Annotated in this window: 22 protein-coding genes, 1 tRNA gene and 3 pseudogenes; 16 read left to right on the top strand and 10 right to left on the bottom strand. The window is 47.4% G+C overall.

What is annotated here, in order from left to right; all coding sequences use genetic code 11:
* Nucleotides 1–3: 3 nt before the first annotated feature.
* The 12 genes from proA to GUC46_RS18730 all read left to right on the top strand — a co-directional run bounded on the left by proA (nt 4) and on the right by GUC46_RS18730 (nt 13035).
* Nucleotides 4–1257 carry a glutamate-5-semialdehyde dehydrogenase gene (proA, locus tag GUC46_RS18785; protein WP_003031370.1) on the top strand — a complete coding sequence of 418 codons (1254 nt, stop codon included), beginning with the start codon at nt 4–6 and terminating at the stop codon, nt 1255–1257.
* Nucleotides 1258–1527: 270 nt separating this feature from the next.
* Nucleotides 1528–2247, top strand: a complete 720-nt coding sequence (locus tag GUC46_RS18780) for a Crp/Fnr family transcriptional regulator (protein ID WP_130714955.1) — start codon at nt 1528–1530, stop codon at nt 2245–2247.
* 595 nt (nt 2248–2842) lie between these two features.
* Nucleotides 2843–3430 carry a common pilus major fimbrillin subunit EcpA gene (locus GUC46_RS18775; RefSeq protein WP_003031365.1) on the top strand — a complete coding sequence of 196 codons (588 nt, stop codon included), beginning with the start codon at nt 2843–2845 and terminating at the stop codon, nt 3428–3430.
* 52 nt (nt 3431–3482) lie between these two features.
* Nucleotides 3483–4160 (top strand): hypothetical protein, encoded by a 678-nt coding sequence (locus tag GUC46_RS18770; protein WP_003031363.1) that lies wholly within the window; start codon nt 3483–3485, stop codon nt 4158–4160.
* A 58-nt stretch (nt 4161–4218) separates the two neighbouring features.
* A complete protein-coding gene (locus tag GUC46_RS18765; protein ID WP_008324497.1) occupies nt 4219–6711 on the top strand; it encodes a CS1-pili formation C-terminal domain-containing protein in 2493 nt (830 codons plus the stop codon).
* A 4-nt stretch (nt 6712–6715) separates the two neighbouring features.
* Nucleotides 6716–8332: a hypothetical protein gene (locus GUC46_RS18760; RefSeq protein ID WP_057101177.1), complete on the top strand. Its 1617-nt coding sequence runs from the start codon at nt 6716–6718 to the stop codon at nt 8330–8332.
* Complete coding sequence (locus GUC46_RS18755; protein ID WP_003031358.1) at nt 8329–9024, top strand: fimbria/pilus periplasmic chaperone; 696 nt, start codon at nt 8329–8331, stop codon at nt 9022–9024. The genes GUC46_RS18760 and GUC46_RS18755 overlap by 4 nt, the downstream gene beginning before the upstream one ends.
* A gap of 144 nt (nt 9025–9168) precedes the next feature.
* Complete coding sequence (locus tag GUC46_RS18750; protein WP_044714364.1) at nt 9169–9900, top strand: winged helix-turn-helix domain-containing protein; 732 nt, start codon at nt 9169–9171, stop codon at nt 9898–9900.
* Nucleotides 9875–10348, top strand: coding sequence for a hypothetical protein (locus tag GUC46_RS18745; RefSeq protein ID WP_003838775.1), 474 nt, complete (start codon nt 9875–9877; stop codon nt 10346–10348). The genes GUC46_RS18750 and GUC46_RS18745 overlap by 26 nt, the downstream gene beginning before the upstream one ends.
* A gap of 341 nt (nt 10349–10689) precedes the next feature.
* A complete protein-coding gene (locus GUC46_RS18740; RefSeq protein WP_160180603.1) occupies nt 10690–12138 on the top strand; it encodes an EAL domain-containing protein in 1449 nt (482 codons plus the stop codon).
* A gap of 348 nt (nt 12139–12486) precedes the next feature.
* Complete coding sequence (locus GUC46_RS18735) at nt 12487–12795, top strand: isoprenylcysteine carboxylmethyltransferase family protein (protein WP_003838771.1); 309 nt, start codon at nt 12487–12489, stop codon at nt 12793–12795.
* Nucleotides 12796–12959: 164 nt separating this feature from the next.
* Nucleotides 12960–13035, top strand: a tRNA-Thr gene (locus tag GUC46_RS18730).
* Nucleotides 13036–13424: 389 nt separating this feature from the next.
* Here the strand turns inward: GUC46_RS18730 and ykfI are convergent.
* The 6 genes and pseudogenes from ykfI to GUC46_RS24315 form a co-directional block, all read right to left on the bottom strand.
* Complete coding sequence (ykfI, locus tag GUC46_RS18725; RefSeq protein WP_003031349.1) at nt 13425–13766, bottom strand: type IV toxin-antitoxin system toxin YkfI; 342 nt, start codon at nt 13764–13766, stop codon at nt 13425–13427.
* A gap of 20 nt (nt 13767–13786) precedes the next feature.
* Complete coding sequence (locus GUC46_RS18720) at nt 13787–14104, bottom strand: type IV toxin-antitoxin system YeeU family antitoxin (protein ID WP_003031347.1); 318 nt, start codon at nt 14102–14104, stop codon at nt 13787–13789.
* Nucleotides 14105–14121: 17 nt separating this feature from the next.
* Nucleotides 14122–14343 carry a DUF987 domain-containing protein gene (locus tag GUC46_RS18715; RefSeq protein WP_003031346.1) on the bottom strand — a complete coding sequence of 74 codons (222 nt, stop codon included), beginning with the start codon at nt 14341–14343 and terminating at the stop codon, nt 14122–14124.
* 8 nt (nt 14344–14351) lie between these two features.
* A complete protein-coding gene (locus tag GUC46_RS18710; RefSeq protein WP_003031345.1) occupies nt 14352–14828 on the bottom strand; it encodes a RadC family protein in 477 nt (158 codons plus the stop codon).
* Between the two features lie 15 nt (nt 14829–14843).
* The gene (locus GUC46_RS18705) at nt 14844–15305 is read right to left on the bottom strand and encodes an antirestriction protein (protein WP_003031344.1); all 462 of its coding nucleotides are present in this window, start codon (nt 15303–15305) and stop codon (nt 14844–14846) included.
* A 112-nt stretch (nt 15306–15417) separates the two neighbouring features.
* Nucleotides 15418–15510: pseudogene (locus GUC46_RS24315) on the bottom strand (DUF905 family protein); the annotation flags it as partial.
* A 298-nt stretch (nt 15511–15808) separates the two neighbouring features.
* Here GUC46_RS24315 and GUC46_RS18695 point away from each other — a divergent pair.
* The 4 genes and pseudogenes from GUC46_RS18695 to GUC46_RS24310 all read left to right on the top strand — a co-directional run.
* Nucleotides 15809–16969, top strand: a complete 1161-nt coding sequence (locus tag GUC46_RS18695) for an IS30 family transposase (protein ID WP_049015173.1) — start codon at nt 15809–15811, stop codon at nt 16967–16969.
* Between the two features lie 267 nt (nt 16970–17236).
* On the top strand, nt 17237–19234 hold the full coding sequence (locus GUC46_RS18690; protein ID WP_032939120.1) for a choline BCCT transporter BetT: 1998 nt from the start codon (nt 17237–17239) through the stop codon (nt 19232–19234).
* A 64-nt stretch (nt 19235–19298) separates the two neighbouring features.
* The gene (locus tag GUC46_RS18685; protein ID WP_003036928.1) at nt 19299–20576 is read left to right on the top strand and encodes a DUF2254 domain-containing protein; all 1278 of its coding nucleotides are present in this window, start codon (nt 19299–19301) and stop codon (nt 20574–20576) included.
* Between the two features lie 275 nt (nt 20577–20851).
* Nucleotides 20852–20995, top strand: a pseudogene (locus GUC46_RS24310) (morphinone reductase); the annotation flags it as partial.
* A gap of 812 nt (nt 20996–21807) precedes the next feature.
* On the opposite strand, the pseudogene yfjT reads toward GUC46_RS24310, so the two are convergent.
* From yfjT to GUC46_RS18660, 4 genes and pseudogenes are all read right to left on the bottom strand, one after another.
* Nucleotides 21808–22277, bottom strand: a pseudogene (yfjT, locus tag GUC46_RS18675) (protein YfjT).
* A 23-nt stretch (nt 22278–22300) separates the two neighbouring features.
* On the bottom strand, nt 22301–22741 hold the full coding sequence (locus GUC46_RS18670) for a YfjS/YafY family lipoprotein (protein WP_106930872.1): 441 nt from the start codon (nt 22739–22741) through the stop codon (nt 22301–22303).
* Nucleotides 22731–22976, bottom strand: a complete 246-nt coding sequence (ypjK, locus tag GUC46_RS18665) for a protein YpjK (RefSeq protein ID WP_106930874.1) — start codon at nt 22974–22976, stop codon at nt 22731–22733. The genes GUC46_RS18670 and ypjK overlap by 11 nt, the downstream gene beginning before the upstream one ends.
* A gap of 40 nt (nt 22977–23016) precedes the next feature.
* Nucleotides 23017–23718, bottom strand: coding sequence for a WYL domain-containing protein (locus GUC46_RS18660; protein ID WP_003847795.1), 702 nt, complete (start codon nt 23716–23718; stop codon nt 23017–23019).
* Nucleotides 23719–23736: the final 18 nt, after the last annotated feature.

The following is a 23736-nucleotide window of genomic DNA, read 5'->3' as shown; positions in this document are numbered from 1 at the left end:
CATATGCTGGAAAAAATGGGCATTGCTGCCAAAGCCGCGTCATATAAGCTGGCGCTGCTCTCTAGTCGCGAAAAAAATCGCGTACTGGAAACCATTGCTGATGAGCTGGAAGCGCAAACCGAAAGCATCCTCAGCGCGAACGTACAAGATGTTGAGCAGGCGCGAGCCAACGGCCTGAGCGATGCGATGCTCGACCGCCTGGCCCTGACGCCAGCGCGTCTGAAAGCGATTGCTGACGATGTACGCCAGGTGTGTAATCTCGCCGACCCGGTCGGGCAGGTGATTGACGGTGGGCTGCTGGACAGCGGTCTGCGTCTGGAGCGTCGTCGCGTCCCGCTGGGCGTGATTGGCGTAATTTATGAAGCGCGCCCAAACGTCACCGTTGACGTTGCCTCCCTGTGCCTGAAAACCGGCAATGCCGCGATCCTGCGCGGTGGGAAAGAGACCTACCGGACGAACGCTGCCACCGTGGCGGTTATCCAAAAGGCGCTGGAAGCCTGCGGTTTACCCGCGGCTGCCGTACAGTCGATTGATAACCCGGACCGCGCACTGGTCGCTGAGATGCTACGGATGGATAAGTACATCGATATGCTGATCCCTCGCGGTGGCGCGGGCCTGCACAAGCTGTGTCGTGAGCAGTCGACTATCCCGGTCATCACCGGCGGCATTGGCGTATGTCATATCTATGTTGATGATACCGCGGAGATCGCCCCGGCCCTGAAGATTATCGTCAATGCCAAAACCCAGCGTCCGAGCACATGCAACACCGTAGAAACTCTGCTGGTGCATCAGGATATCGCCGCGCGTTTTCTGCCAGCATTGAGCCAGCAGATGGCACAAAGCGGCGTAACTCTGCACGGAGACGAAATGGCGCTGGCTACATTGAAGGCAGGACCTGCTAATGTGGTTGCGGTGAAAGCTGAAGAGTATGACGACGAGTTTCTGTCGCTGGATTTGAACGTGAAAATCGTCACCAGTCTGGATGATGCCATCGCCCACATCCGCGAGCATGGTACCCAGCATTCCGATGCGATCCTGACGCGTACGCTACGCAACGCCGATCGTTTTGTGAATGAAGTCGATTCTTCAGCTGTGTACGTTAACGCCTCTACGCGTTTTACCGATGGCGGCCAGTTTGGACTGGGCGCGGAAGTGGCGGTAAGTACGCAAAAACTGCACGCGCGTGGCCCAATGGGGCTGGAAGCACTGACTACATACAAATGGGTTGGTTTCGGCGACGACACGATCCGTGCGTAATTGAAAACGGGCGATTCCATAATAGCACTCTGATTTTCAAGGCTATTAAGGCATCGCCCTGTTAATTCCAACCTTCACTCCACTGCCACATTTTTCTATCCTGCGTTTTAACATCATCAGTCTGGTTTTGACCCATGCGTCCCTGTGCCAGAAAGGCGATGTATCACAGAATTTTCCCTGCCAGCATGAATTTTCCTGGTCTTCAGTTCACGTATTGTTCCCATGGCCCGATCTATTAGAATCAGTCTCATTTTTATGAGGAGTTGTTGCGTGAAATCGGATATTCACAAACATCGCATTCCTGTAGTGCCGCTCGGCAACCCGTTTCCCCCCCGCCATTGTTCGCTGTGTCCAAAGGGAGCGGCAATTGATCGTGATAATCAACACCGATTAATAGACAAAAGAAGAAGGTTTAAAGTAGGGGAGATACTCGCCCGGCAGGATGAAGCCGCAAACATGCTTTTTGTTATTCACGAGGGATACTGCAAGTCCAGCGTGGAATGCGGTGATAACGATTTTATCAGTCGCTTTTATGTTCCGGGAGATATCATGGCGCTGGATGCTGTCGAAGGGGGGAAGTACCTGACAACGATTAAGGCGGCAACGGCTGCGGAGGTATGTCATATCGATATTGCGCGGTTGTTCAAAGTAGCAGAAAAGGATCCGTCGGTTGCTGCCGCAGTCATCAAGTTTCTCTGCAGGGACAATGGATTCATTGTTGAAAAACTGCGGCGCTATGCGAATAAACATGCTGAGGCCAGGATCGCTGCTTTTCTGGTGGAGTTTTACGAGATGCATTTACGTATTGGCAGGCCAGAAACGACGCTTCACTTGCCATTCTCCCGGGAGGAAATTGCCAGTTATCTCGACCTTAAAATTGAAACCGTTAGCCGGTCATTTAAATCCCTCGAACAACAAAATTTGATTACCCTACATCGGGTGCGAACGGTAACACTTAATAGTTATTTGGGATTAAAAGGTTTCAGCTAAATCTCTCCTGTTGAGCGTTATATAACTCTTGATATTCCAGGAATATTCTTTTTATATGGAAAATTCCTGGTTTTATTTATATGAAATAATTATCAATTCGAATACTAATCCTCCAGCTTGGCGATTATTTTATAAGAATATTCCCCCTCATATGAATATTTCATGAGAATTTTCTTGTGAAGTTAAAAAATTAGCATAATTGCAACAAATAATAAGCATTATAGAGAAAATATGGAGGCGTTAATTATCTTTATGTTTTGTAAGGGTTTTGCTTAGGTGGTATTTGTATGATCTTTTTGATATTTATCAAAAACATAAAAAAGATGAATTGTTTGGTATTGCTTGTTTGTGTGGGTGATAATTCTGAAACAAGGCATATTTCAAGTAATTCTGTCTTAGGATACTTCTTAGATAAATTTTTTTGTGGGAAAATTCTTAGTTTTTTGTAATTTTTGCGTTTCAGGGTTTGTTGAGATGTTACTTAATTCAAATGATAATTTTTTGGCGCGGCAATTCTGGCTCGCAATTAATGGAACCGCTGGAGTGACTTAAAAATAAGACTCGGTGGTGAGTTTGTTCTTAGGAGAAGATAAAAATGAAAAAATTATTATTAGTAACCTCTCTGGCTTCTGTATTTGTTGCAGCAAATGCAATGGCAGACGTTACTGCTTCTGCAACTGCCTCGTGGGACGCGACGGCAACAAAAGATACCACCAGTATGTTGGTTGTCACCCCGCTGAACTCTTTGACTTTCCAGTATGCTGAAGGACTGAAAGCCTTCAACTCTCAGGACGGTGCTTTTGATGTGACTATTCAGGGTCAGGAAACGGCAACTGATTTTGAGCTGACTGCTCAGATCATTAGTAACACGCTGACCAACGCCAGTGGCGATGCGTCTACCCTGAACGTAGGGGTGGCATGGAATGGCACCGCGCTGACTAACTCATCAGATACTGTCCTGGTTAACTCCAGCTCGACTTCTGGTCTTGAAAGCCTGATGGCTGATGGCGCTTATAACGGTGCTGCTCGTGTCAGCGATCAATCCAACTTCAAATTCACCATCGCGTCAGCGACTTCTGATGGTAGCCAGGCAGTAACGGATTACTCTGCTCTGCCAGACGGCTATTGGACTGGCGATGTAAAAGTACAGTTTAATGCAACCTGGACGACTCCGTCTGCCTAAGTAATAAAAATTCGGGAGAATTTTTTCTCCCGAATTTATCAGGAATGGCGTCATGAAAAAATATTTACCGGCAGTGATGTTGGTAGGGTTAGTAGCATCTTTTCCCGGATGGGCAATTAATGTGGGTGAAATCACATCGATAATGACTTCTGCTGAGAGTTCATTATCGAAAGAAATTACTAATACAACTGATGCGGCGCGTTATGTCAGTGTTTCGGTAAAACAATTGTCATCACCTTTGGCGGGGGGAGTCGAAATAAAGCCTGTCAATTCCGGAGAGTTACTTTCTACACCTGCCAATCTTATTCTTCCTGGTCAAGCAAAGGATGTTTTCCGCTTCTTTTATAAAGGACCAGCAGATGATCTCGAACGTTATTATCGTCTGCAATGGATAGATGAGCCGGTCACCGAGAGCGCGGAAACCCGGGCGAATAAAATGGCGGTAGCAACAGCGTCGGCAGAAATTGGCACTATTCTGGTGGTCGCGCCGCGAAAAGAACGTTTTGAATATAGCCGAAATGGCGATGTTATTACCAATACTGGCAATGTTTCGTTTCGTGTGATCGCCTATGGCGCCTGTAAGGATAAGGCTCGCGATCAGGGTCGAGGTTGTCGCGAACGCTATTACATTATGCCAGGTACAAAAATAAAACTGCAGTTCACCGACATTAGTAATAGCCGCTCACGCATTGGTATCTGGCACGGTAAGCAGTTTATTACAGTGAAGTGATGGTCAATAGCAGCCATCTGTACGGGATAAATAAAAATACCGGATTGTAAGGATGCATATGACAACAAAATATATTGTCGGCGGTAGCATTTGTCTTTTTCTTGCGCTGACACCAGGAACTTCACATGCAGCCCCAGTAAAAGTGGGTAATTACGTTATTCCCAGCGCTTTCGCCCGTTCACTGGAGCAGGGAATGACGGTGCCGGTATATATTCGTTACAACGAGACTGACGAGAAAAGTCAGCAAAAAATTGCCGATGCGATGATTTCGCTTGTTGATGGCAATATTACAGTTAAAGCCCTGACTCTTGCTGAATTGCCTAATAATGCCGTGTTATCTGGAAAAACTCGTGCGTTGGTAGAAAAAATTCGTGATGTGAAATTTCACGATAACACCAATATCGAGCTATCGGACAATGCACGCCTGCAACTCAACGTCTCTTCATTTCACCTGGAGATGATAGTCAGCAAAGATGCGTTAACTGAAGCGATTGTCGCACGAAGTAGCCTGCTTGGACCTTCCAGCGTGGAGTCTCTCTCTAACGTCCTGAACTATAACTTTGGTACCTACTACAACGATTATCATAATGGCAGCAGTACCCGCAGCTATCTGACGGTGGACAATACAACATCGCTGCGTGAGCACCATATCAATATTAACGGTTCGTTTTACGGCATCGGCGACAGCAACGGCACCAGTAAACTCTATCGTGCGATGTATGAGCGTGATTATGACGGGTATCGACTGGCGCTCGGGATGCTCGACACCTGGAACGTGCAGTCTATTGCTAGTTTGAATGCGTTGAATGGTGGGAAAATTTACGGTGTGAGCTACGGAAACAAAGGAAGTACGGTTGTTGAGAATACCGCGCTTTCACTCACGCCGATTACCGTATTTTTGCCAGCCGCTGGCGAGGTTCATGTCTTCCGTGATGGGCGTTTGCTCAGCGTGCAGAACTTTAATATGGGCAGCTATGAAATTGATACCAGTCGTTTTCCGTATGGTGTGTATGACGTCACGGTAGATATCGTGGTCAATGGCCGGACAATTAATAGTCGTATCAGCAGGGTTAATAAAATCTTTGCCCGCCAACAAGCCGCCGGGATTGATCAGCTTTCGTGGCAACTGTTTGGTGGCTCACTGGATTATGACCGTGTGAGTTACAAGCGAAATCATTATCAAGATTTGGGCAACGAGCAGACCTGGATTGCCGGGGGGGCCGCATCGGTGACGCTGGCGATATTATCGGGGCTGGGCCTGAAATCCACGCTCTACGGTTTTGACAACAATGCGGTTAATGAAACGGATGTCACGCTCAATGTGAATGAATACGTAAGTATTGGCAATCAGACGCTAGTGGCGAACGATTCGTCATGGCGAAATATCAGTAACATCAACCTTAATGTCCCTGAGGGATACGGTTCCCTATGGGCATCTCGTGAAGACAGTAAAATTGGCGATCGTCTGCCTTTACAGGAGCGTGATAATTATTCCATTGGCGGGACTCTTAACCTCGGAAAGTTTATTCCTCATGGCGGCTCGCTCACCGTGAGTCAGACGGAGAATCGCTACTCGGGAAATAAATATCGTAATCTGGACTACAGCACGACCCTTTATTCAGGCAGGTATGCCACGGTTGGGTTGCGTGCAGGTATTCAGCGTTATTACTACAACAATCGGAATGACGATGGGCGACAGGAACGTTATGTCAGTCTGGATTTATCGTTGCCGTTGGCGACCTGGTTGAGCATGGGCGTCTCCCGGGATCGTTATGGCAGTACTCAGGGTAATCTCAGCGCGCGTAAGCAGTATGCTGAGGGCCCGATTAAATCGGTCGGATTGTCGGCATCAACGCGTCTGAGTGGCGAACAATATTACGACAATAATTATTCGGTAAACGGCAATTTGAGTTATGACACGAAATATAACGCCGGCACCGTATCGGTAACGCGTTCTGCTGACAACTCCACCAATATGAACTTCTCTTCTCAAGGTTCTCTGGCGTGGGCAGGTAAAGATTTCGGCCTGAGTAAAGAGCGGCAGCGGTCCGGCATCATTGTGAAAACAGATTTGACCGGTGAAGGGAAACTGGCTGCGAAGATTAATAACCGCAATTATCTTCTCAGCGGTAAATCAAATTTCATTGCACTGCCGCCCTATGCTCAGTACAAGCTGGAAATCCTCAATGATAAAAACTCTGAGGACAGCTTCGATATTGTTTCAGGACGCAAACAGGAGCTGACGCTATATCCGGGTAACGTGGGTGTTATCAACCCTGAAGTGAAAAGCATGGTCACCGTATTCGGGCGCATTCGTTATCCCGATGGACAATTGGCTGCAAATACCGATATCCATAACCACATCGGTAAAACGCGTACGGATGAAAAGGGTGAGTTTGCTATCGATATCGATAAAAAGTATCCGGTCATCACGTTAATTTCAGCCAATGGCAGCATATGCGAAGCCGATCTTGATTTGGAAAAAGCACGCGGCGCAGCGTGGGTTGGCGATGTGAAATGTGCAACGCAAACCACGATGGCGCAGAGGTAATAAAATGAAAGTATTAATTAAATTAGCTACTGTAATCTGTGCCGTAGGGAGTTTTTCACCTGTGCCTGCTTTGGCGTTGAATGCAATCTCTTCCGGCTCAGTCAGCAATAACTATTTGTTTATCGAAAATGCCATTGATAGTGAATACTTTATTACCCCATCGGCACTTGATCCGCGTTTCAGCGGGTCAAACACGTGGATAAAATACGGTACCTCTCAGGTGAGTCTCGGGTATTTAGGTTTTGTCGGCTGGACTGCGCCTGGAAATTATTATCAGGACATGTGGATTGATAACTCCCCGATTAACGGGCCTTTCCGGGGAATCCGTTGTTATAGTGGCACCCAATGCCCATCAACCGGGTTTATTGCCGGATTGGGCACTGACAAAAACGGTTTTTATCATGCGCAGGTCGGCTCTGTCGCAGGCGTTATTGGTGGCGCCTACGGATTCGCTTCCCTGACCGATACTGCTTATGAGTACTTTCGCAATGTGCCTACCGGTAGCAGCGAAACCTACGTGTTCAACCGCTGTTATACTTCTGTAAATTATGATTATTCTTCCGGGCAACGGTGCAAAGACCAATCGACAGGATCATGGAATTACGTCAATTACACGTTAACTAAACGCGGTCATCTGTCACTTGTCTCGACTAACGCATTTCAGGAGCTTTGGGTTGCCAGCGACGGTACGCCGAGCATCACCAAAGACTCTGGTTATTGCGAACTTGGCGTGGTAGGCGGTACTGACGGTGTGATTTGCAAAATGGTGAGTTATAACCTGCAACAAACGGCCAATCTGACCGCCTCCTTGACGTTTCGCGCTTTTGTCGATACGGCGATGCTTGGTTTTACGCCCGGAGCGGCCACCGTGAGATACTCCGGGAATGGTTCAAACTGGTATAACTATGGTACTTCAACTGCTTATTACAACGTTTTTACGACCTCCGGAGAATACATTTATATTTTTCTGTCAAAAGCATTTTTGAAGAATCTTGTCGATTCAGGGATCAGCATTACTAACAGTCAGCCCTTTACCTTCGGCTTTTATAATGGCTTAACACCAGAGTCAGGACACTACCAGTTTACCCCTTCGCTACAGCTCAATATTGTGCCGAAGGAGTATGGGATCAGTATCGTCTCTTCGGACAACACAGCTTCTGCGAGCGGTAGTGGCACGATTGGCGATGCCGCTCCTATAGAAATGGAGTACACCGTAACCGTCTCAGGCCCCCGTCAGGCAGACAGTATCACCGCGCAAGTTATTGGGGAAAGTACGACGATAAACAGTGTCCCTTACTGTCTGTTTACGTCTGCGCAAGGCGGGCTGTCCGTCCCCATTCCCGCTTTTCTGCAGTACAACAGTCAGTCGGGGGGCGTGGTGCAAAAACGAAATAGCTGCAGTGAAGCGGCAGTCAGTATGAGAGATGCGCAGTGGCAACAGACGCCCTGGGACGCAAATAACAATGACGATGGAAACTATTATGCTACTGATTTGAAATTGCTTTTCCCAATGAATGATTCGCGTTCGATGTTAACCGTTTCCGGCGTTGACTGGGAAGGTGTCGTCAGCGCCAGTGGAGAGATAAAAGTCACGGCGAATTGGGTGGGAGTGACGCCATGAACCGCCGTCGTCTGGCGCTTAGATGGGTATTTATTCTACTTTCCGGTCTGACAGCATTCTCTACACAGGCAGTCTACCTAGAGTCGACCATTTATGAGATGCCATCGGATAAAGCATTTATCAGTAAACGAATCTATAACGATAGCCAGAAACAGAATTTATACAGTATCGGCGCAGTAAAAATTGATAAGCCGGGACCGGGAGGTGAAAACAGAAGTGCTATTGCTGAAGGCGAACTTCTGTTTACTCCGCTGAATTTTTCACTGGCTCCGCAGGCGAGTGAGTTTTTTAAGATTTTCTACCGCGGGCCGCAGGATGATAAAGAACGCTATTACCGAATTCTGTTTCGTGAAATGCCGATCACGCTGTTTACCGAACGTAATCAAGGAAAAGGCGGGCAGGCTCTCCCGGTGATCGCTATGGACACCATATTGGTTGTTCGCCCGAGAAACATAAATCTGGCCTACACCATTGATGAGGCTAACGGAACACTGAAAAACACTGGGAATACTTTTTTTAAAATCATCGTACACCAAGGGTGCAATTCAACCGATGATGAAGCCACCATGCGTTATGTGTTGCCGGGTGAAACCTGGCGTAGTAGTGAGCTCAAAACAAAAAACCGAAAGTTTATCGTAGCGTTGCAGAAATACATCCCAGTAGGTCAGGGGTGCTTCAAACTCAATCAATAGTAAGCATTGAGTCTGATCCGATATGTCATGGTTAGATATCGAACCTATACTGTAACTATCTTTATACAATGCAGTATTCAGCTCAGCACAGATGAAACTTTGGTCATTTGTACTCCATGTCACGGTATTCAAGAGTCAGGTAGTATGAAAAGTATAATTAATGATCAGGTTGAGTACGATTCCACCAGAAAAAGCCTGAAACATCGCGATACTACAATAATCCTTTCGGCATCTACAGCGAGACTACTTGAGCTATTCATTGCCCATAAAAATCAACAACTCCATCGTGAGTTTATCATTGAAGAAGTATGGAAAAAGCATGGCATGGCCCCATCGGGTCATAGCCTTAATAAAAGTATCAGTATATTGCGAAAAGCATTTAGTGAGTTGGGGGCCGATAATCCCATTGAAACATTGCCCCGGCAGGGATTTTTGTTCCATGCTTCGGTCAATGATGAACAGTCATCTTTCAGTGGAGATGTACCTGTTCGTTCGTTAACAGAAACGGTGAGCTCACCCGCAACACCGAAACGCAAAAATATTGTTCTGTTCATTTTATTGTTTACCTTTCTTGGGTGCTCTGTTTTGATATTGCCAGCTCTTAATTCTGGTGCCACGAATTTTATCTATATCAGGGCAATAGGTGATTGTGAACTTTATACTGCCGATGATAATAATGCTGATAAAACGAAAGCGTTTTTATCTTCCGATATGTGGCGAAAAATAAATGCGACTTGTCATGATGGCAAGAAAACAATTGTTTTTTATGATGATAATAATTTATCGGCAGGTAATGATCTTAAAGAGAATTTTTTGGGGGTCTGTACGCTGGATAAAGGAGGGGCTGCCCGTGAATGCGAAAATTATCTTTATTAGCGGGGCGATCTTTCTTGCGGTGATAACAGCATACTTTTTTTATCGCCATCAAGAACCTGAGACGCTGACCTGCTCTGCCAAGAATTACCTGCATCTGGAGGCGCAAACTCAGGGCGTAAAAATTGAAGGTGAAGTTCTGTTGGTTTTTCGTATTTCTTCCGCTACCGAAGGGCGGGTATCCCAGATAGGGAGCCTTAATATTCAGGGTAAGCACTATGCTGTAGATCGTAATGTTGTCCTGAATTTTATTGGCAAAGACCGCGACGGATATCTGCAGACTCGTCGCTTGGCTATTGTCAAAAATAAAAATGACAATGTTCCCGATGACATTACCGAACTGCTTATGTCTCAACAGGATATTTTCTATTATAAGGTCATCCGTATCGCAGGAAATGTCTATGCGATAAGAGATCTGCGACGTACGCTCATGGTTTGTCGGGCAGCATAAATCAAGGTAATGTGTTAGTATTTTGATTTTTGTGGTTGTATATTTTGTTGTTGCTTGCATTTGTGGTTTTTTGTTTTGCCCTGTAGTGAAAATGAATAAAAGGATTTGTACTGATGAAAATTAGGAGTTTTCCTTTTTCGATATTTGAAATGGATTTATTATTTAATGGGAATACGCATATGGATAATTGTGATTATAAACTCTGAAATTACGTGATATGGCTTATGGATAAAGTTAATTCACGAACCGCCTTATAATTGCTGGAGGCTGAAGGTGTTGTATATTCTCTCGTGTATATAACGAGGGACCTGCTATGCCATAAATTTAAGTTGGTGGTAACTATGAATACGAAAAAGGTTTTTCTGCTCAGTTATGATATTTTTCTTTTCTCAGGGATAAAAGCGTGGCTGCCAAATCTGGTACTGGTTGATGCGCGATCATTTATTTCTGGTACACAGTCAGTTATTCCACGATACCCGTCCTGTTTGCTGGTGATCGATAACCGGTTACCATTGCTACTGGTCAGGAAATGGTTTCAGAGAAATAGCACGCAGTTTATCAACATCAACTGTATTGTTCTTCGGATGAATGAAACTCGTTCTGTTAATCGAGGATACGAGGAGTATGCTTTCATTAATGGACGAGAATTATCTGATCAATTGATTTCTCAGCTAAGAGCCAATTTAATGGCACCCAATGAGGTTGTGGAGGTCACTAAAGGTTCGACGATTTTTAATTTTCATTTGACTGAATTTGAAGAGGAAATGTTGTATTCATCATTCACAAAAGAAAAATTGCACGACTTTTGTATTGCTAACTCACTAACAACTAAGTCAGTTTATCGATATCGGGAGCGGATAACCGCTCGTCTGGGATTTTCTCATTTTAATGAAACTATCATTTTTTTAACCAGGAATAATTTATTGCATGACGGCTACCCGACAAACAGTCATTCTGGCGAGAATGTAATTTATGGCGATGCATATGATGTTTCAGATTCTGGCCGACTGAGTATGGCAATAAGGAATGAAGAAATCATTCCTTATTTTCAGCCCATCGTAAATATCAATGGGGACGTCTGTGGTGTTGAGGTTTTGGCTCGGTGGCCACAGGGCCATAATTATGCGATTTCTCAGCGTGAGTTTATACCTCTGGCTGAAAAAAGTGGCTTAATGAATGAGTTAACGAGCTATTTAATGACCACCGTCGCGCGTAATCTGGTTGACGTAAGCGAGGATATCAATAAAACGCTATTCGTCTCCTTTAATGTCAGTCCATCAGGTTTAAGTAATCCCGTTTTTTATTGGGAATGCCTTAACTTTATGGAGATAACGCAAAGACTACCGATAAAATTAATGATTGAAATAACCGAAAATCAGACTCTAACTATCACTCCAGCTATCAAAGAGTTGATACGATCGTTGCGAAACAGAGGGGTGCTGTTTGCTTTAGATGATTTTGGCACGGGATACGCTAATCTCTGCTATCTCAATGAGTTAGACCTGGATGTAATCAAAATTGATAAAACGTTCATCAAGGCTATTAAAGAAGTTGAGCAACATATCCCTATGCTCGAGTCAATCATTCATCTTTCCGGACTCCTGGGGTTACGCATGGTGGCGGAAGGCGTTGAATATGGCTATCAGCAGCAATGGTTGCGGAAAAATAATGTGGATTACCTGCAGGGTTATCAATTTTTACCGCCAGTGATGTTTGATGATTTTATGCGTTTTTACAAGCAGTCTGTAGGGCTGTTTGAATCAGCGTCGGATTCAACTTTTTCAGCGTAAACCTGTCGTGAACATCAGGGGCGGATGCCTCTGATGCCGGTTTTTTTGCCGAGGTTAGTACTACAGATCCTGCCTGTCTGGTGAAGACGATAGCCTGTTCTGAGTGAAACATTGTTTGTTTATGTGTCTTTTACAGGGTATTTATAGCGGTATCAGCGTTAATCAAACCGCTTCCGAGGTTAGTCTATAGCCATGCGTCATTTCCTGACAAAATTAAGAGTCTGGCTTCCACCACCACTCATCTTAATATTATTCCTCATCGCGGATGCGTTGACGGCGATCCCGCGTTTCATATTTGGCGCGGCGACTATCGTAATAAGTGCATTGTTGGCTAGCGCCAGTTTGGCGATGATACTGCATACCGCGTGGCAGATGCGGAAGAAACGTACGACGCTAAACCCACTGCATGCAGAGAAATCGACCACGCTTGTTACTGGCGGATGTTATGCCTGGAGCCGCAATCCAATCTATCTTGGAATGAGTGGACTCCAGTTAGCTTTTGCTCTCTACGTCGGTAGCCTGATTGGAATATTGGTTGCACCACTGTTTATGCTGGCGGTTGCCAGATTGCACATTGATTTTGAAGAGGAACAACTGCGAAAACATTTCGGGCTGGAATGGAAACACTATGAGCAGCGTGTTCGCCGCTGGTTATAGCGTTCCCTTGCTGCGTACAGGATGCCTGTGACGACACGATTCGTGCGTAATTGAATCCGGATGATGCAAAAATAGGCGTTTGATTCGCAAGGCCATTGACGCGTCGCCCGGTTAGTTTTAACCTTCTACCCCGTGCTCACATTCGTGGACATGTCCTTTTCAGGGCCGATATAGCTCAGTTGGTAGAGCAGCGCATTCGTAATGCGAAGGTCGTAGGTTCGACTCCTATTATCGGCACCATTAAAATCAAATTCTTACGTAAGATCTTATCATTCTCCCACCAAAAAATTATTTTCATGTAACAGCTGGTGTAAGTAAATTCTATCAACGAAGATCAATCTTATCTACTGACCAAAAAGGCCTGATAGGGCTTCGCTCACTATACATCCGTGGCTGCAGGTTTAGTTGTCCATGTCTACACCACTCCTAAATTTAATGTGTTGGCAATGTGTTCAATAAAGCTCGAACAAATTAGCTCATTATGATCGGTTAATACTTCAACTTCTGGTTGCATGATTGTTTGTCCGTAAAAAGATAACGCGCCCGCCGGGTAGTAGCAGGCGCATTACGCAATAGGTAAACAAGGGAGGAAGTTCAGAAATGTAAATCGGGAAGGTTGTACGCAATGTTCATCGTACTACGTTGTTACGGCTTTGCCGCAACAAGCCAGTTGCCTGCCGCGCTCGCAGAATGTCTACAGCCCGGAGATAAGGAGATTGTTCCTGCCAGCTAAATCCCTTCCTGTCTATACGAACCAGCTCGTATTTTTCTACCAGAAAATTCACGGCATCGGCTAGGGTGATACCGGCATCGATGTGTTCCTTAATCACAGCCTCATTGCAGAATGGCGTGTCGTTTATTGTCAGACCATAGTGCTGTTCCAGCAGACGTGTCAGTAACATTTGCCAGACAGCCACGGGTGACAGGCAGGGCTTCACCGCCCGCTGAGTTGTTGCAGGTAAAGTTTTCATGTTTGCTCTCGTGAAGGTAATTAACGCTGAGTGGGGTAAATGGCGATGTATACGTAGCCGCAACTGCCAAGGGTGTCGGCTTCGCAGGTTAAATCGTTGTGGTACAGGGTAACGCAGTGGGCATGGTGGGTGCTGAGTTCACCAGTGGTCAGCATCGATTCCATCTGGCGGATAAAGTGCGGGAATGTTTCATCCAGCTTCCGGTATTCGATGTCACTGAACTTGCCGGTCATGCTGGCCCGGTCAGCCAGATAATGCAGTCGGTTGCCTTCCTGCACCAGACGGGCTCCCAGACGTGGCGTGATATCACGCTGCAGACCCCATGTGATTTTGCTCATTGATAACCTCTTTATTGTCAGTTCAGGGTGATGCTCATCAGGCAGGCATAAGGCCCCTCGCGGTCCTGGCGGCGTTCGGCGTATACCGCCAGGACTCCTGTGATATCCGGAACGTCCCTGCCGGTGTAATGGCAGACGCTACCGTGCCACTGGTATTTGCCGGTGCAGAAACGAAAGATTCGGGACTCAGGATGCTGGCGGTATATCGTCATTGCCCGGCGTTTACTGATAATTTTCATGTAATACCTCACAGCAGACCGTGTTCTGCGAACGAATAGATTTGCCTGCCGCCGACAATCAGATGGTCAGGGACACGGATATCCACCAGTTGAAGTACCTGAACCAGTCGCTGCGTGAGGGCTTTGTCAGCCTGGCTGGGCGTCGTCTCGCCGGAAGGATGGTTATGCGCCAGTATTACCGCTGCCGCGTTGAAGTACAGAGCGCGCTTGACCACCTCGCGGGGATGTACCTCGGTACTGCTAATAGAACCGGCAAACAGGGTTTCGTGGGCAATCAACTGGTTCTGCTGGTTCAGATACAGCACCCGGAACTCTTCCCGTTCAAGCGCGGCCATATGCAGCCGCAACCACTCCCGGACGGCATGAGTGGAGGTGAAGGCTACCCCAGGCTCATGCAGGTGCCGCTCCAGAGCCCTGAGCGCCCGCTGAATGAGACGCCGGTCCTGTGGCGTTATCTCGCCGGGTAAAAAGGAAAGCTGTTTCATTCGTTGCTCCTCCGGTCAGTCAATGATACGCAAAATGGCGTGGGCTTCAGAATGCTGCAGGGCATAGTCCCGCAGGCGGTAATAGTGCGCGGTCATTGCGTCACACTCTGTACGGCAGGCGTGATGGCTGTATTCAATCAGGCAGACAGCAATGCCTGCGGCTTCAGCACTCATGTCCGCGCCATTGCCGTTCATACCGTTGAACAGATGCCATTTATCGTCAACGTCAGCATCAGGGGCCATAAACGCGCCGCCATTGCTGAGCGTGTAAAAGGACCAGATACCACTGTTGTACTCGTCACAGAAGCGGTCCATCCAGGCGAAAATGCGGGGTTCCAGCGTTATCCATTGTGGGATAGAGCCAAAGTACTGCGGCCAGAAGCAGATACGCTGTTCGTCGGGTATCTGCGTTACGGTCAGTTCAAATTCGGATTCGTTAGCAGCAGATGCGAGGTTGTTTTTTGTCGCTGTTGTCATGGGTATGTCTCCGTCAATAAAAAAACGCCAGCGGCGACGGCTGGCGTATGCGGTAATAATGAGTGTTCGGGAAGATTAAATGTTGCTGGTAAATCATGCGGAGCCAGCAGATGGATACGTCCGTACAGATGCCTGGCTTGCGGGTATAGCGGTTAAGACCTTCACCGGCATCCGGTTCAAAGTTCCATGCCTGCCCTAGTCGTCTTCAATGTTAACGCCGGTGATACTGGCAGGAACTAATGGCCCTGCTGCGCAATCAGCCGATACCCACTACGGTAGGTCATAAAGCGATTAGTGAAACGACTTCAAACCTTCAGAATTATTCATTACTCCCCCCCTGAAAAATAATAAAAAAGCGGCAGAATCGTGAGATTCTGCCGTTAGTTGTGTATGTTCAGAGGAATGATATATATCTGAATATTTTTATAATGCTGATAGGCCGTTTTGTGCTGTGAGTTCAACGGGTCGATGCAACGCTATCCTTAATCAAGGGGGACGTTGCCATGAAACGAAGAACTCGGATTTACTACACGCCAGAGCAGAAGGCGATTATCTGGGACAGATATAAGCAAGGTGATTCCCTGCATGATATCGCCAGAATGTTCGACAGATATCATTCTTCTATTATGCCCACTATCCACCAGACTGGTGGATACCGTCCTCCTGTGAGAAAGCGGCACCGATTAGCGCTTACGCTTGATGAAAGAGAGGAGATATCCAGAGGATTGGTAGCAAAACTCAGTATCAGGGACATCGCTGCCAAATTATCAAGAGCGCCCTCAACGATTAGCCGCGAGGTCAGGAGGCACGGAGGTGCCAGGCAATACCGTGCAGCAAAAGCCGATACTTCTGCGTGGGAAAATGCTCTGAGACCAAAACCTTGCAAGCTAATTGAAAGCCCCACATTGTGTAAAATCATTGCAGAGAAGATGCATCAGGACTGGTCGCCGGAGCAGATCGCCGGTTGGCTGAAACGCTGTTATCCGGATAATCAGGAAATGCATGTGTCACACGAAACGATTTATAAAACGCTTTTTATACAAACCCGGGGCGCATTAAAAAAAGAGCTGCAACAATGCCTCAGAAGCGGAAGAGCGGTTCGTAGATCCCGAACGTCATCACTTAAAGGGAAAGGATTAGGGAAAATCCCGAATGCGCTATCTATCAGCGAAAGGCCACCGGAAGCCGCAGACAGAGCCATACCTGGTCACTGGGAAGGTGATCTGATCCAGGGCTCGAAAAACTCCTATATCGTCACCCTTGTAGAACGCCATTCCCGCTTTGTTATGTTGGCCAAAATCAGGGACAATAAGACCATAACGGTTATATCTGCACTCATCAGACAAGCCCGGGAATTACCTGTTGAGCTTTATAAAACATTAACCTGGGATCGGGGCGCTGAAATGACCAGCCACACCCGGTTTACTGTAGCAACAGACATCCAGATTTACTTCTGTGATCCTCAATCTCCCTGGCAACGTGGCTCAAATGAAAATACGAACAGATTGCTCAGACAATATTTTCCAAAGGGAACTGACTTATCGGTTCACAGTCAGCAGAGACTAAACAGCGTTGCGAGACAGCTCAACGAAAGACCGAGAAAAACGCTAGACTATGAATCACCCGCAGAACGGTTCAATAAGTGTGTTGCGTCCATCAGTTGAACTCACAGCCAAAAGCAGAAGCTGGTAATTCGTGTCTAATATACTTCACTTAACGTATATCCCAGCTCTGGTACAGAATATGCAAATTAAATACCCAAGAAGTGGCAGGCTGATTAACAAAGAACTCCTTCGATTATAGGATGATTTGTATCGGCACTCATCACACCATGTGCTCGATTCACGCCGCATAGTCAGTTGAATTTTGCTACTCTGTAAGAGGTGGTAAGCATTATCCAATACGGATTTAAATCAATGGAATAAATGATTATGAGTGAAAATGAAACAATCCCAAAGAAGTGTCACAGCCAGATTAACAAAGCTGTATTCTTTACATCTGCTTTGTTAATTTTTCTTCTTGTCGCTTTTGCCGCTGCATTCCCGGATGTTGCTGACAAAAATTTCAAACTACTTCAGCAACAAATCTTCACGAATGCAAGCTGGTTCTACATCCTTGCTGTGGCCCTGATTTTATTGAGTGTCACGTTTCTGGGACTCTCACGCTACGGTGATATCAAGCTGGGTCCGGACCATGCGCAACCTGATTTCAGCTATCACTCCTGGTTTGCGATGCTTTTTTCGGCAGGGATGGGGATCGGCCTGATGTTCTTTGGCGTTGCTGAACCGGTGATGCATTATCTCTCACCTCCCGTTGGCGCCCCAGAGACTGTTGCGGCAGCGAAGGAAGCAATGCGGCTGACCTTCTTCCACTGGGGTCTGCATGCCTGGGCAATCTATGCCATTGTAGCGCTGATTCTGGCCTTTTTCAGTTACCGCCACGGTCTACCTTTAACGCTGCGTTCTGCACTCTATCCCATTATTGGCGATCGCATATACGGACCTATAGGCCATGCGGTTGATATTTTTGCCGTTATAGGTACGGTCTTTGGCGTTGCAACATCGCTGGGTTACGGTGTTTTGCAGGTGAATGCCGGTTTGAACCACCTATTCGGGGTGCCCATTAATGAAACGGTGCAGGTCATTCTGATCGTGGCCATCACGGGGTTAGCGACGATTTCTGTGGTGACCGGCCTAGACAAGGGAATACGTATCCTGTCTGAGCTCAATTTGGGCCTCGCGTTGTTGCTCCTGGCGCTGGTCCTGTGTCTGGGGCCAACTGTGCTTCTGCTGAAGTCATTTGTGGAAAATACCGGCGGTTATCTTTCGGAACTGGTGAGTAAAACGTTCAATCTTTACGCATATGAACCTAAGTCGAGCAACTGGCTGGGGGGCTGGACATTACTGTACTGGGGATGGTGGCTTTCATGGTCGCCATTTGTGGGGATGTTTATCGCACGGGTCTCACGCGGCCGAACCATTCGCGAATTTGTCACCGGCGTGCTGTTTGTTCCGGCCGGCTTTACGCTCATGTGGATGACGGTGTTTGGTAACAGCGCAATCTATCTCATTATGAACCAGGGGGCGACCGATCTCGCCAATACCGTCCAACAGGATGTCTCGCTGGCCTTGTTCAATTTCCTGGAGCATTTCCCGTTCTCCTCCGTGCTGTCATTTATTGCAATGGCTATGGTCATCGTCTTCTTTGTCACATCTGCTGACTCGGGGGCAATGGTTGTAGATACTCTGGCATCAGGTGGGGTGGCAAACACACCCGTCTGGCAGCGAATCTTCTGGGCATCGCTCATGGGAGTTGTTGCAATTGCGCTTCTCCTTGCGGGAGGGCTGAGCGCGCTGCAAACGGTGACAATAGCAAGTGCATTACCCTTCTCCGTGATCTTGCTGATATCCATATACGGGCTGTTAAAAGCCCTGCGTCGAGATTTGACTAAGCGTGAAAGCCTGAGCATGGCGACTATTGCTCCTACGGCTGCACGTAACCCAATTCCCTGGCAGAGAAGGTTACGCAATATCGCGTATCTGCCGAAACGATCTCTTGTGAAACGTTTTATGGACGACATTATCCAGCCTGCCATGACGCTGGTTCAGGAAGAACTGAACAAGCAGGGGACGATAAGCCACATTAGTGACGCAGCCGACGATCGTATTCGTCTTGAAGTGGATTTGGGCAACGAGCTGAATTTTATATATGAAGTGAGGCTTCGCGGGTATAGCTCACCCACCTTCGCGCTCGCCGCAATGGATAATGATGAGCAGCAGACTGACCAACATCGATATTATCGCGCTGAGGTTTATCTCAAAGAAGGCGGTCAAAATTATGATGTGATGGGCTGGAATCAGGAACAGTTGATTAATGACATACTGGACCAGTACGAAAAACACCTGCACTTCCTGCACCTGGTTCGTTGATAGCAAAATGCCGTCCTAGGGGGCGGCAATTATTTATCCCGACCGCAATACGAGGGAATGCAGAATGATTTCACGCTGGCAATGGATTCTGAAGCAAACATTTAAGAAACTCTGGTTCAGAGCTACGTTATTCGCAATTGTCGCGATAATAACGGCTCTTTTATCTATTCTTTTTAAATCAATGATTCCTGAGTCGGTTTCAGTGAAGGTTGGTGCGGAAGCAGTTGATAACATTCTGAACATACTGGCATCGAGTATGCTGGCAGTGACCACATTTTCGCTGAGTATCATGGTCACAGCCTACGGTTCAGCCACTACTAATGTTACTCCCAGAGCAACGCGTTTAGTTGTGGAAGACGTAACCACACAAAATGTACTGGCCACCTTCATTGGTTCCTTTCTCTTCAGTCTGGTAGGAATTATTGCCCTCAATATGGGAGCCTACGGAGAAAGGGGAAGAGTCATTTTATTCATTGTCACACTCGTTGTCATTGCCCTCATCCTCATCACATTGCTTCGTTGGATACAGCATTTGACCTCTCTGGGGAGGGTCGGTGAGACAACAGCAAAAGTAGAACAGGCTGCCATCGAAACATTTATTGCGAGAGCCAGAAATCCCTGTCTCGGCGGATATCCATGGCTTGAGAGCTATGAACAGCCGAAAGGAACGGTTGCAGTTTATCCGAAGAAGATTGGCTATGTTGAATATATTGATATGGAGAAACTCAGCAAGCTGCTGGCCAATGATCCTCGTCATGTATACCTTGTGGCGCAACCAGGCAGTTTCATTCATCCGTCCATGCCAGCTTTGTACCTGAGTCAGGGCCAGGAGTCATCAATCTGCGCCGATTTACTTGAGACGATCATTGTCTCGGATGTGCGTTCATTTGCTCAGGATCCCCGATTTTGTCTTAGCGTCATGGCCGAAATAGCCTGCAGAGCCCTTTCACCCGCAGTGAACGATCCTGGAACCGCAATCGATGTCATTGGCAGAGGTGTTCGTATACTTTCTGCTTACGCGCAGAATAAGTCTCATGAAATTGAAGTGACCTATCCTTCAGTACACGTTGCGCCACTTCAGAACAACGATCTCCTGGAAGACTTTTTCTCACCTGTCGCACGCGATGGTGCCAGTATGAGAGAGATTCAGATAAGAGTGCTCAAAGGGCTATCTATGCTGAGTACGGGTTGGCCTGAGATGTTTGCTGATGCCGCGCACACTCTGGCAATTGAAACATTAGAGCATGCAAATCGCGCTGACCATATAGACTCCGATAGAGAATTCATAAAATCAATTTATTTTGATTTGTTTTTTGATGAAAACGCTAATAAGCAATCATAGTTGTGGAGCAAGCGATTTGGTTGCTAGCGAGACAAGAACAAAGCGTCTGCATGAGAATGGGCGTCTGCTTTGTATTAGAAGAGAACATACTGAGTCTTCATCACTTTTGCAGCAGGCTTTATCTCTACGTAAGACATCGCCTACAATCAAATATTTCGGTTTAATACCAGGAGAACACTAAATGTAGAAATTATGTCTACTCAGTTCGGAACAGACTACTGTTTTTTTATTCCGTAGCTGAGACCATCATATTTCCTCCAGCAAAGGAGATAAAAATGGAAAAATTATTTACCCCGTTTCAGACCGGTGATACTGACCTGGTAAACCGCGTCGTTATGGCCCCCATGACCCGCTCACGGGCAATGACTAGTGATACCGCTGATGAACTGACCGCAAAATATTATCAGCTGCGTGAATCCGTATGGGGCAAACCGGAGGTCGTCCGTGACGGGCTCAGGGATCTGGTTCGCCGCACGGGCGCAGATGAAATTATGGTGAACTCATGGCAAGGCACTCGTCTTTGCCGCTCTTCAGAAATAATGCTGAGTATTCTACCGGAAAGGCAAAAGGATCATTTACCAAAGATAATGACGAGAAAGTCATTGACGAAGCGGGGAAGGGGTTAAGTCATCAATCCATATCAAAATATCAGACGCCTGTTTACGCTATGCGGGCGTCCGCTTTTCGCTCACAGCGGACCTTCAATCCAGTAAGTATGTCGGCTTCGTGCTATGAGTCCAGCGATTATTGCAAGAATCGAAATACGCTAACCAACTGGGATCGGGGTACGTCGGCAATCGAAGCTGCAGGCAGGTAGCTCCTGCAGCCAGTATTGTTAACATTTCAACAGCAGCACTCTGCTTCTTTTTCACTACATTCTTCACAAATTCTGCAAGAGCAGAAGTCCTCAAGGTTATTGCACTGGCTACATTTTTTGCAGGTACAGTCCGACTCTTTCTCGTCACAGTTCTCACAAGTTCCACAAGTACATGCACTCATCATGTGTGCACACTTATCACAAATTTTATCCATAGTTTCTCTCAACCGCTAAATAAACAATCTCAACATAACACGTGATTATTTTATCATTGCTATATAGTCAACTAAAACTGGCCACTGCGCTCATTATTCGGAAGTGCCTGGACTAATCGGTGGAAATAAAAAATGAAAAAAATAAACCCTGACTGCTCCTGGCAGTCAGGTATGTTGTTATGGATGGAAAGCACAACTGTCACTCGTTAGTGCAGTCTGCTAATGTTGGCAGTGCCTTCGTAGCGTTCGTCAGGTCAACGCTGAAGGTCCCCGCTTTGCGGTCATTGACGTAGACGTCGAACTGCCTGGCCTTACGGATATCCATGATGAAACTAAACCAGGCATTATCCCCGTTACGCCAGCCAAGGGTTGAGGGAATGGCGTATTGCTTATGGGGCCCATCACCACTGTGATGTCGGTACTGTCATCATGCGAGCTGATCGTTTTATCCCCTGCGAGGGTCAGAAAAACCGATTGCTGGTAAATACCGTTCTGGTCCGGATTTTCCGTGCAGTTGATGGTAAACATCTTTCCGCTGCTATCCGTCACACTGTATTCCGCATTGCCCTGACCGTACCCCTGTTGCCAGAGTCCCGAAACCGCAGAGGCATTGAAGCTGACAAGCAGCACGCCAGCGAGCATGAGCCGACTTAAAGAATTTATTTTCATTTCTGTCTCCTTTGTCTTTGTATTTATTCCCGGTTATCAGGATTTGAGGGTATCAGCAGCCGTCCCATCAGTTTGCCGTCATGGGAATATTCAAGGAAACGCTCCCGGGTGCGCGGGGCCGTTTTCTCGTGGTATTCCAGGCTGATGTTGTCGGCAATACACAGCGCATTCATCAGCGGCTGCACGGTTTTCTCCTCCATATCCACGAGGTAGTAGTAACAGCCACCCTCGCAGCCATCGGGCGACTGACGGGTACGTAAGACCTGCATAGTGGGACCAGAAAGAGCAATCTGCGACCACTCTTCCCTGACATCATCCTGACGGCTCACCACATCGCTGAAGCGCGGAGGCGTGAGGTCCTTAAATTTACTGATAGCTTTCAGGTCATCACTCCTGTCATCGCAAGCGCTCAGAAACAGAGTGGAGGCAACCAGCGCCAGTAGAGGTAGTGTTTTACGTTTCATTATTTTTTCCTGAAATCAGACGAACCACTTTGGTAAAGACATAAATCCCCACGAAAATACCCACCGGCACGCCGACGAACGGCGTCAGCGCGACACTGGCAGCACCGGCTGCGCCACCTCCCGTCAGTAGTGCGGCAACGGTTGCAAGTGTCAGGGCCGTGAGGCTGTCGGACACTCCAGTTTTGTTCAGAATGATGGCGATGATAACAATGGCGATAATGGCAATAACAGGCACTGGGCTCCTCCCTGTTGCAGGGTTGATAACAACGCCTGCGCTATTCCGGTGGGCTGTCAGCCGGAACAAACGTAAGCAGTGAATGCTGGATAAAGCGAAAATGGGGTAAGGCCTGAATGAAGACCGGGTCTTCAGTCAGGCGGCACAGACTGTCATTCCGGCGAAAAGTCTCCTGCAAAGGCTGAATCAGATGGATTTCATCAAGTGTGAATAAGGCGATATGCCCTTCGTGTTCAGCCACCAGATACCAGGTCTGCTGGTGGATGAGTAACCGGCAGGGAGCCAGGCGCTCACAGCGTCGCCCCTCCGCAATCAGCGTCACCCGCCTGCGCCCGGTAATGGCCTGAATCAGTCTCCAGAAAGACAATGCTCCTGAAGGCGAAGGCACCGGATTGGCTGGTGCTATCATGCAGGGAGACTCATCGCACATCAGCAGAGCATTCACCAGACGGCGGTCAAGGCCGGGAAAAAGCCCGGCCAGCCCGCTGCGGTGGGCAAAGATAAGCACGTCGGGCACCATCTGCATCTCGCTGCCAGCAGTGCGTAAGCGGCAGTATCCGGATTGATACTCCAGGTCCAGATACATCAGCCGCTCACGAAAATCACGCCGCAGCGTGCGCACCGACACACCAAACTCAGCGGCCAGTTTGCGCACACTCAACGTTTCACCCGCCACCAGACGGCTGATTATCAGTGACAGCCTGACAGCCAGCCGGTCATGGCGGCGTTCTGCCTGTGTCATGAGAGGTTCTCCAGGAAA

Origin of the sequence: Citrobacter sp. LUTT5, assembly GCF_009905315.1 — a bacterium.
Taxonomy (GTDB): Bacteria; Pseudomonadota; Gammaproteobacteria; order Enterobacterales; family Enterobacteriaceae; genus Citrobacter; species Citrobacter freundii.
The sequence above is the reverse complement of the archived record's forward strand: the minus strand, read 5'-3'. Positions and strand labels throughout refer to the sequence as shown.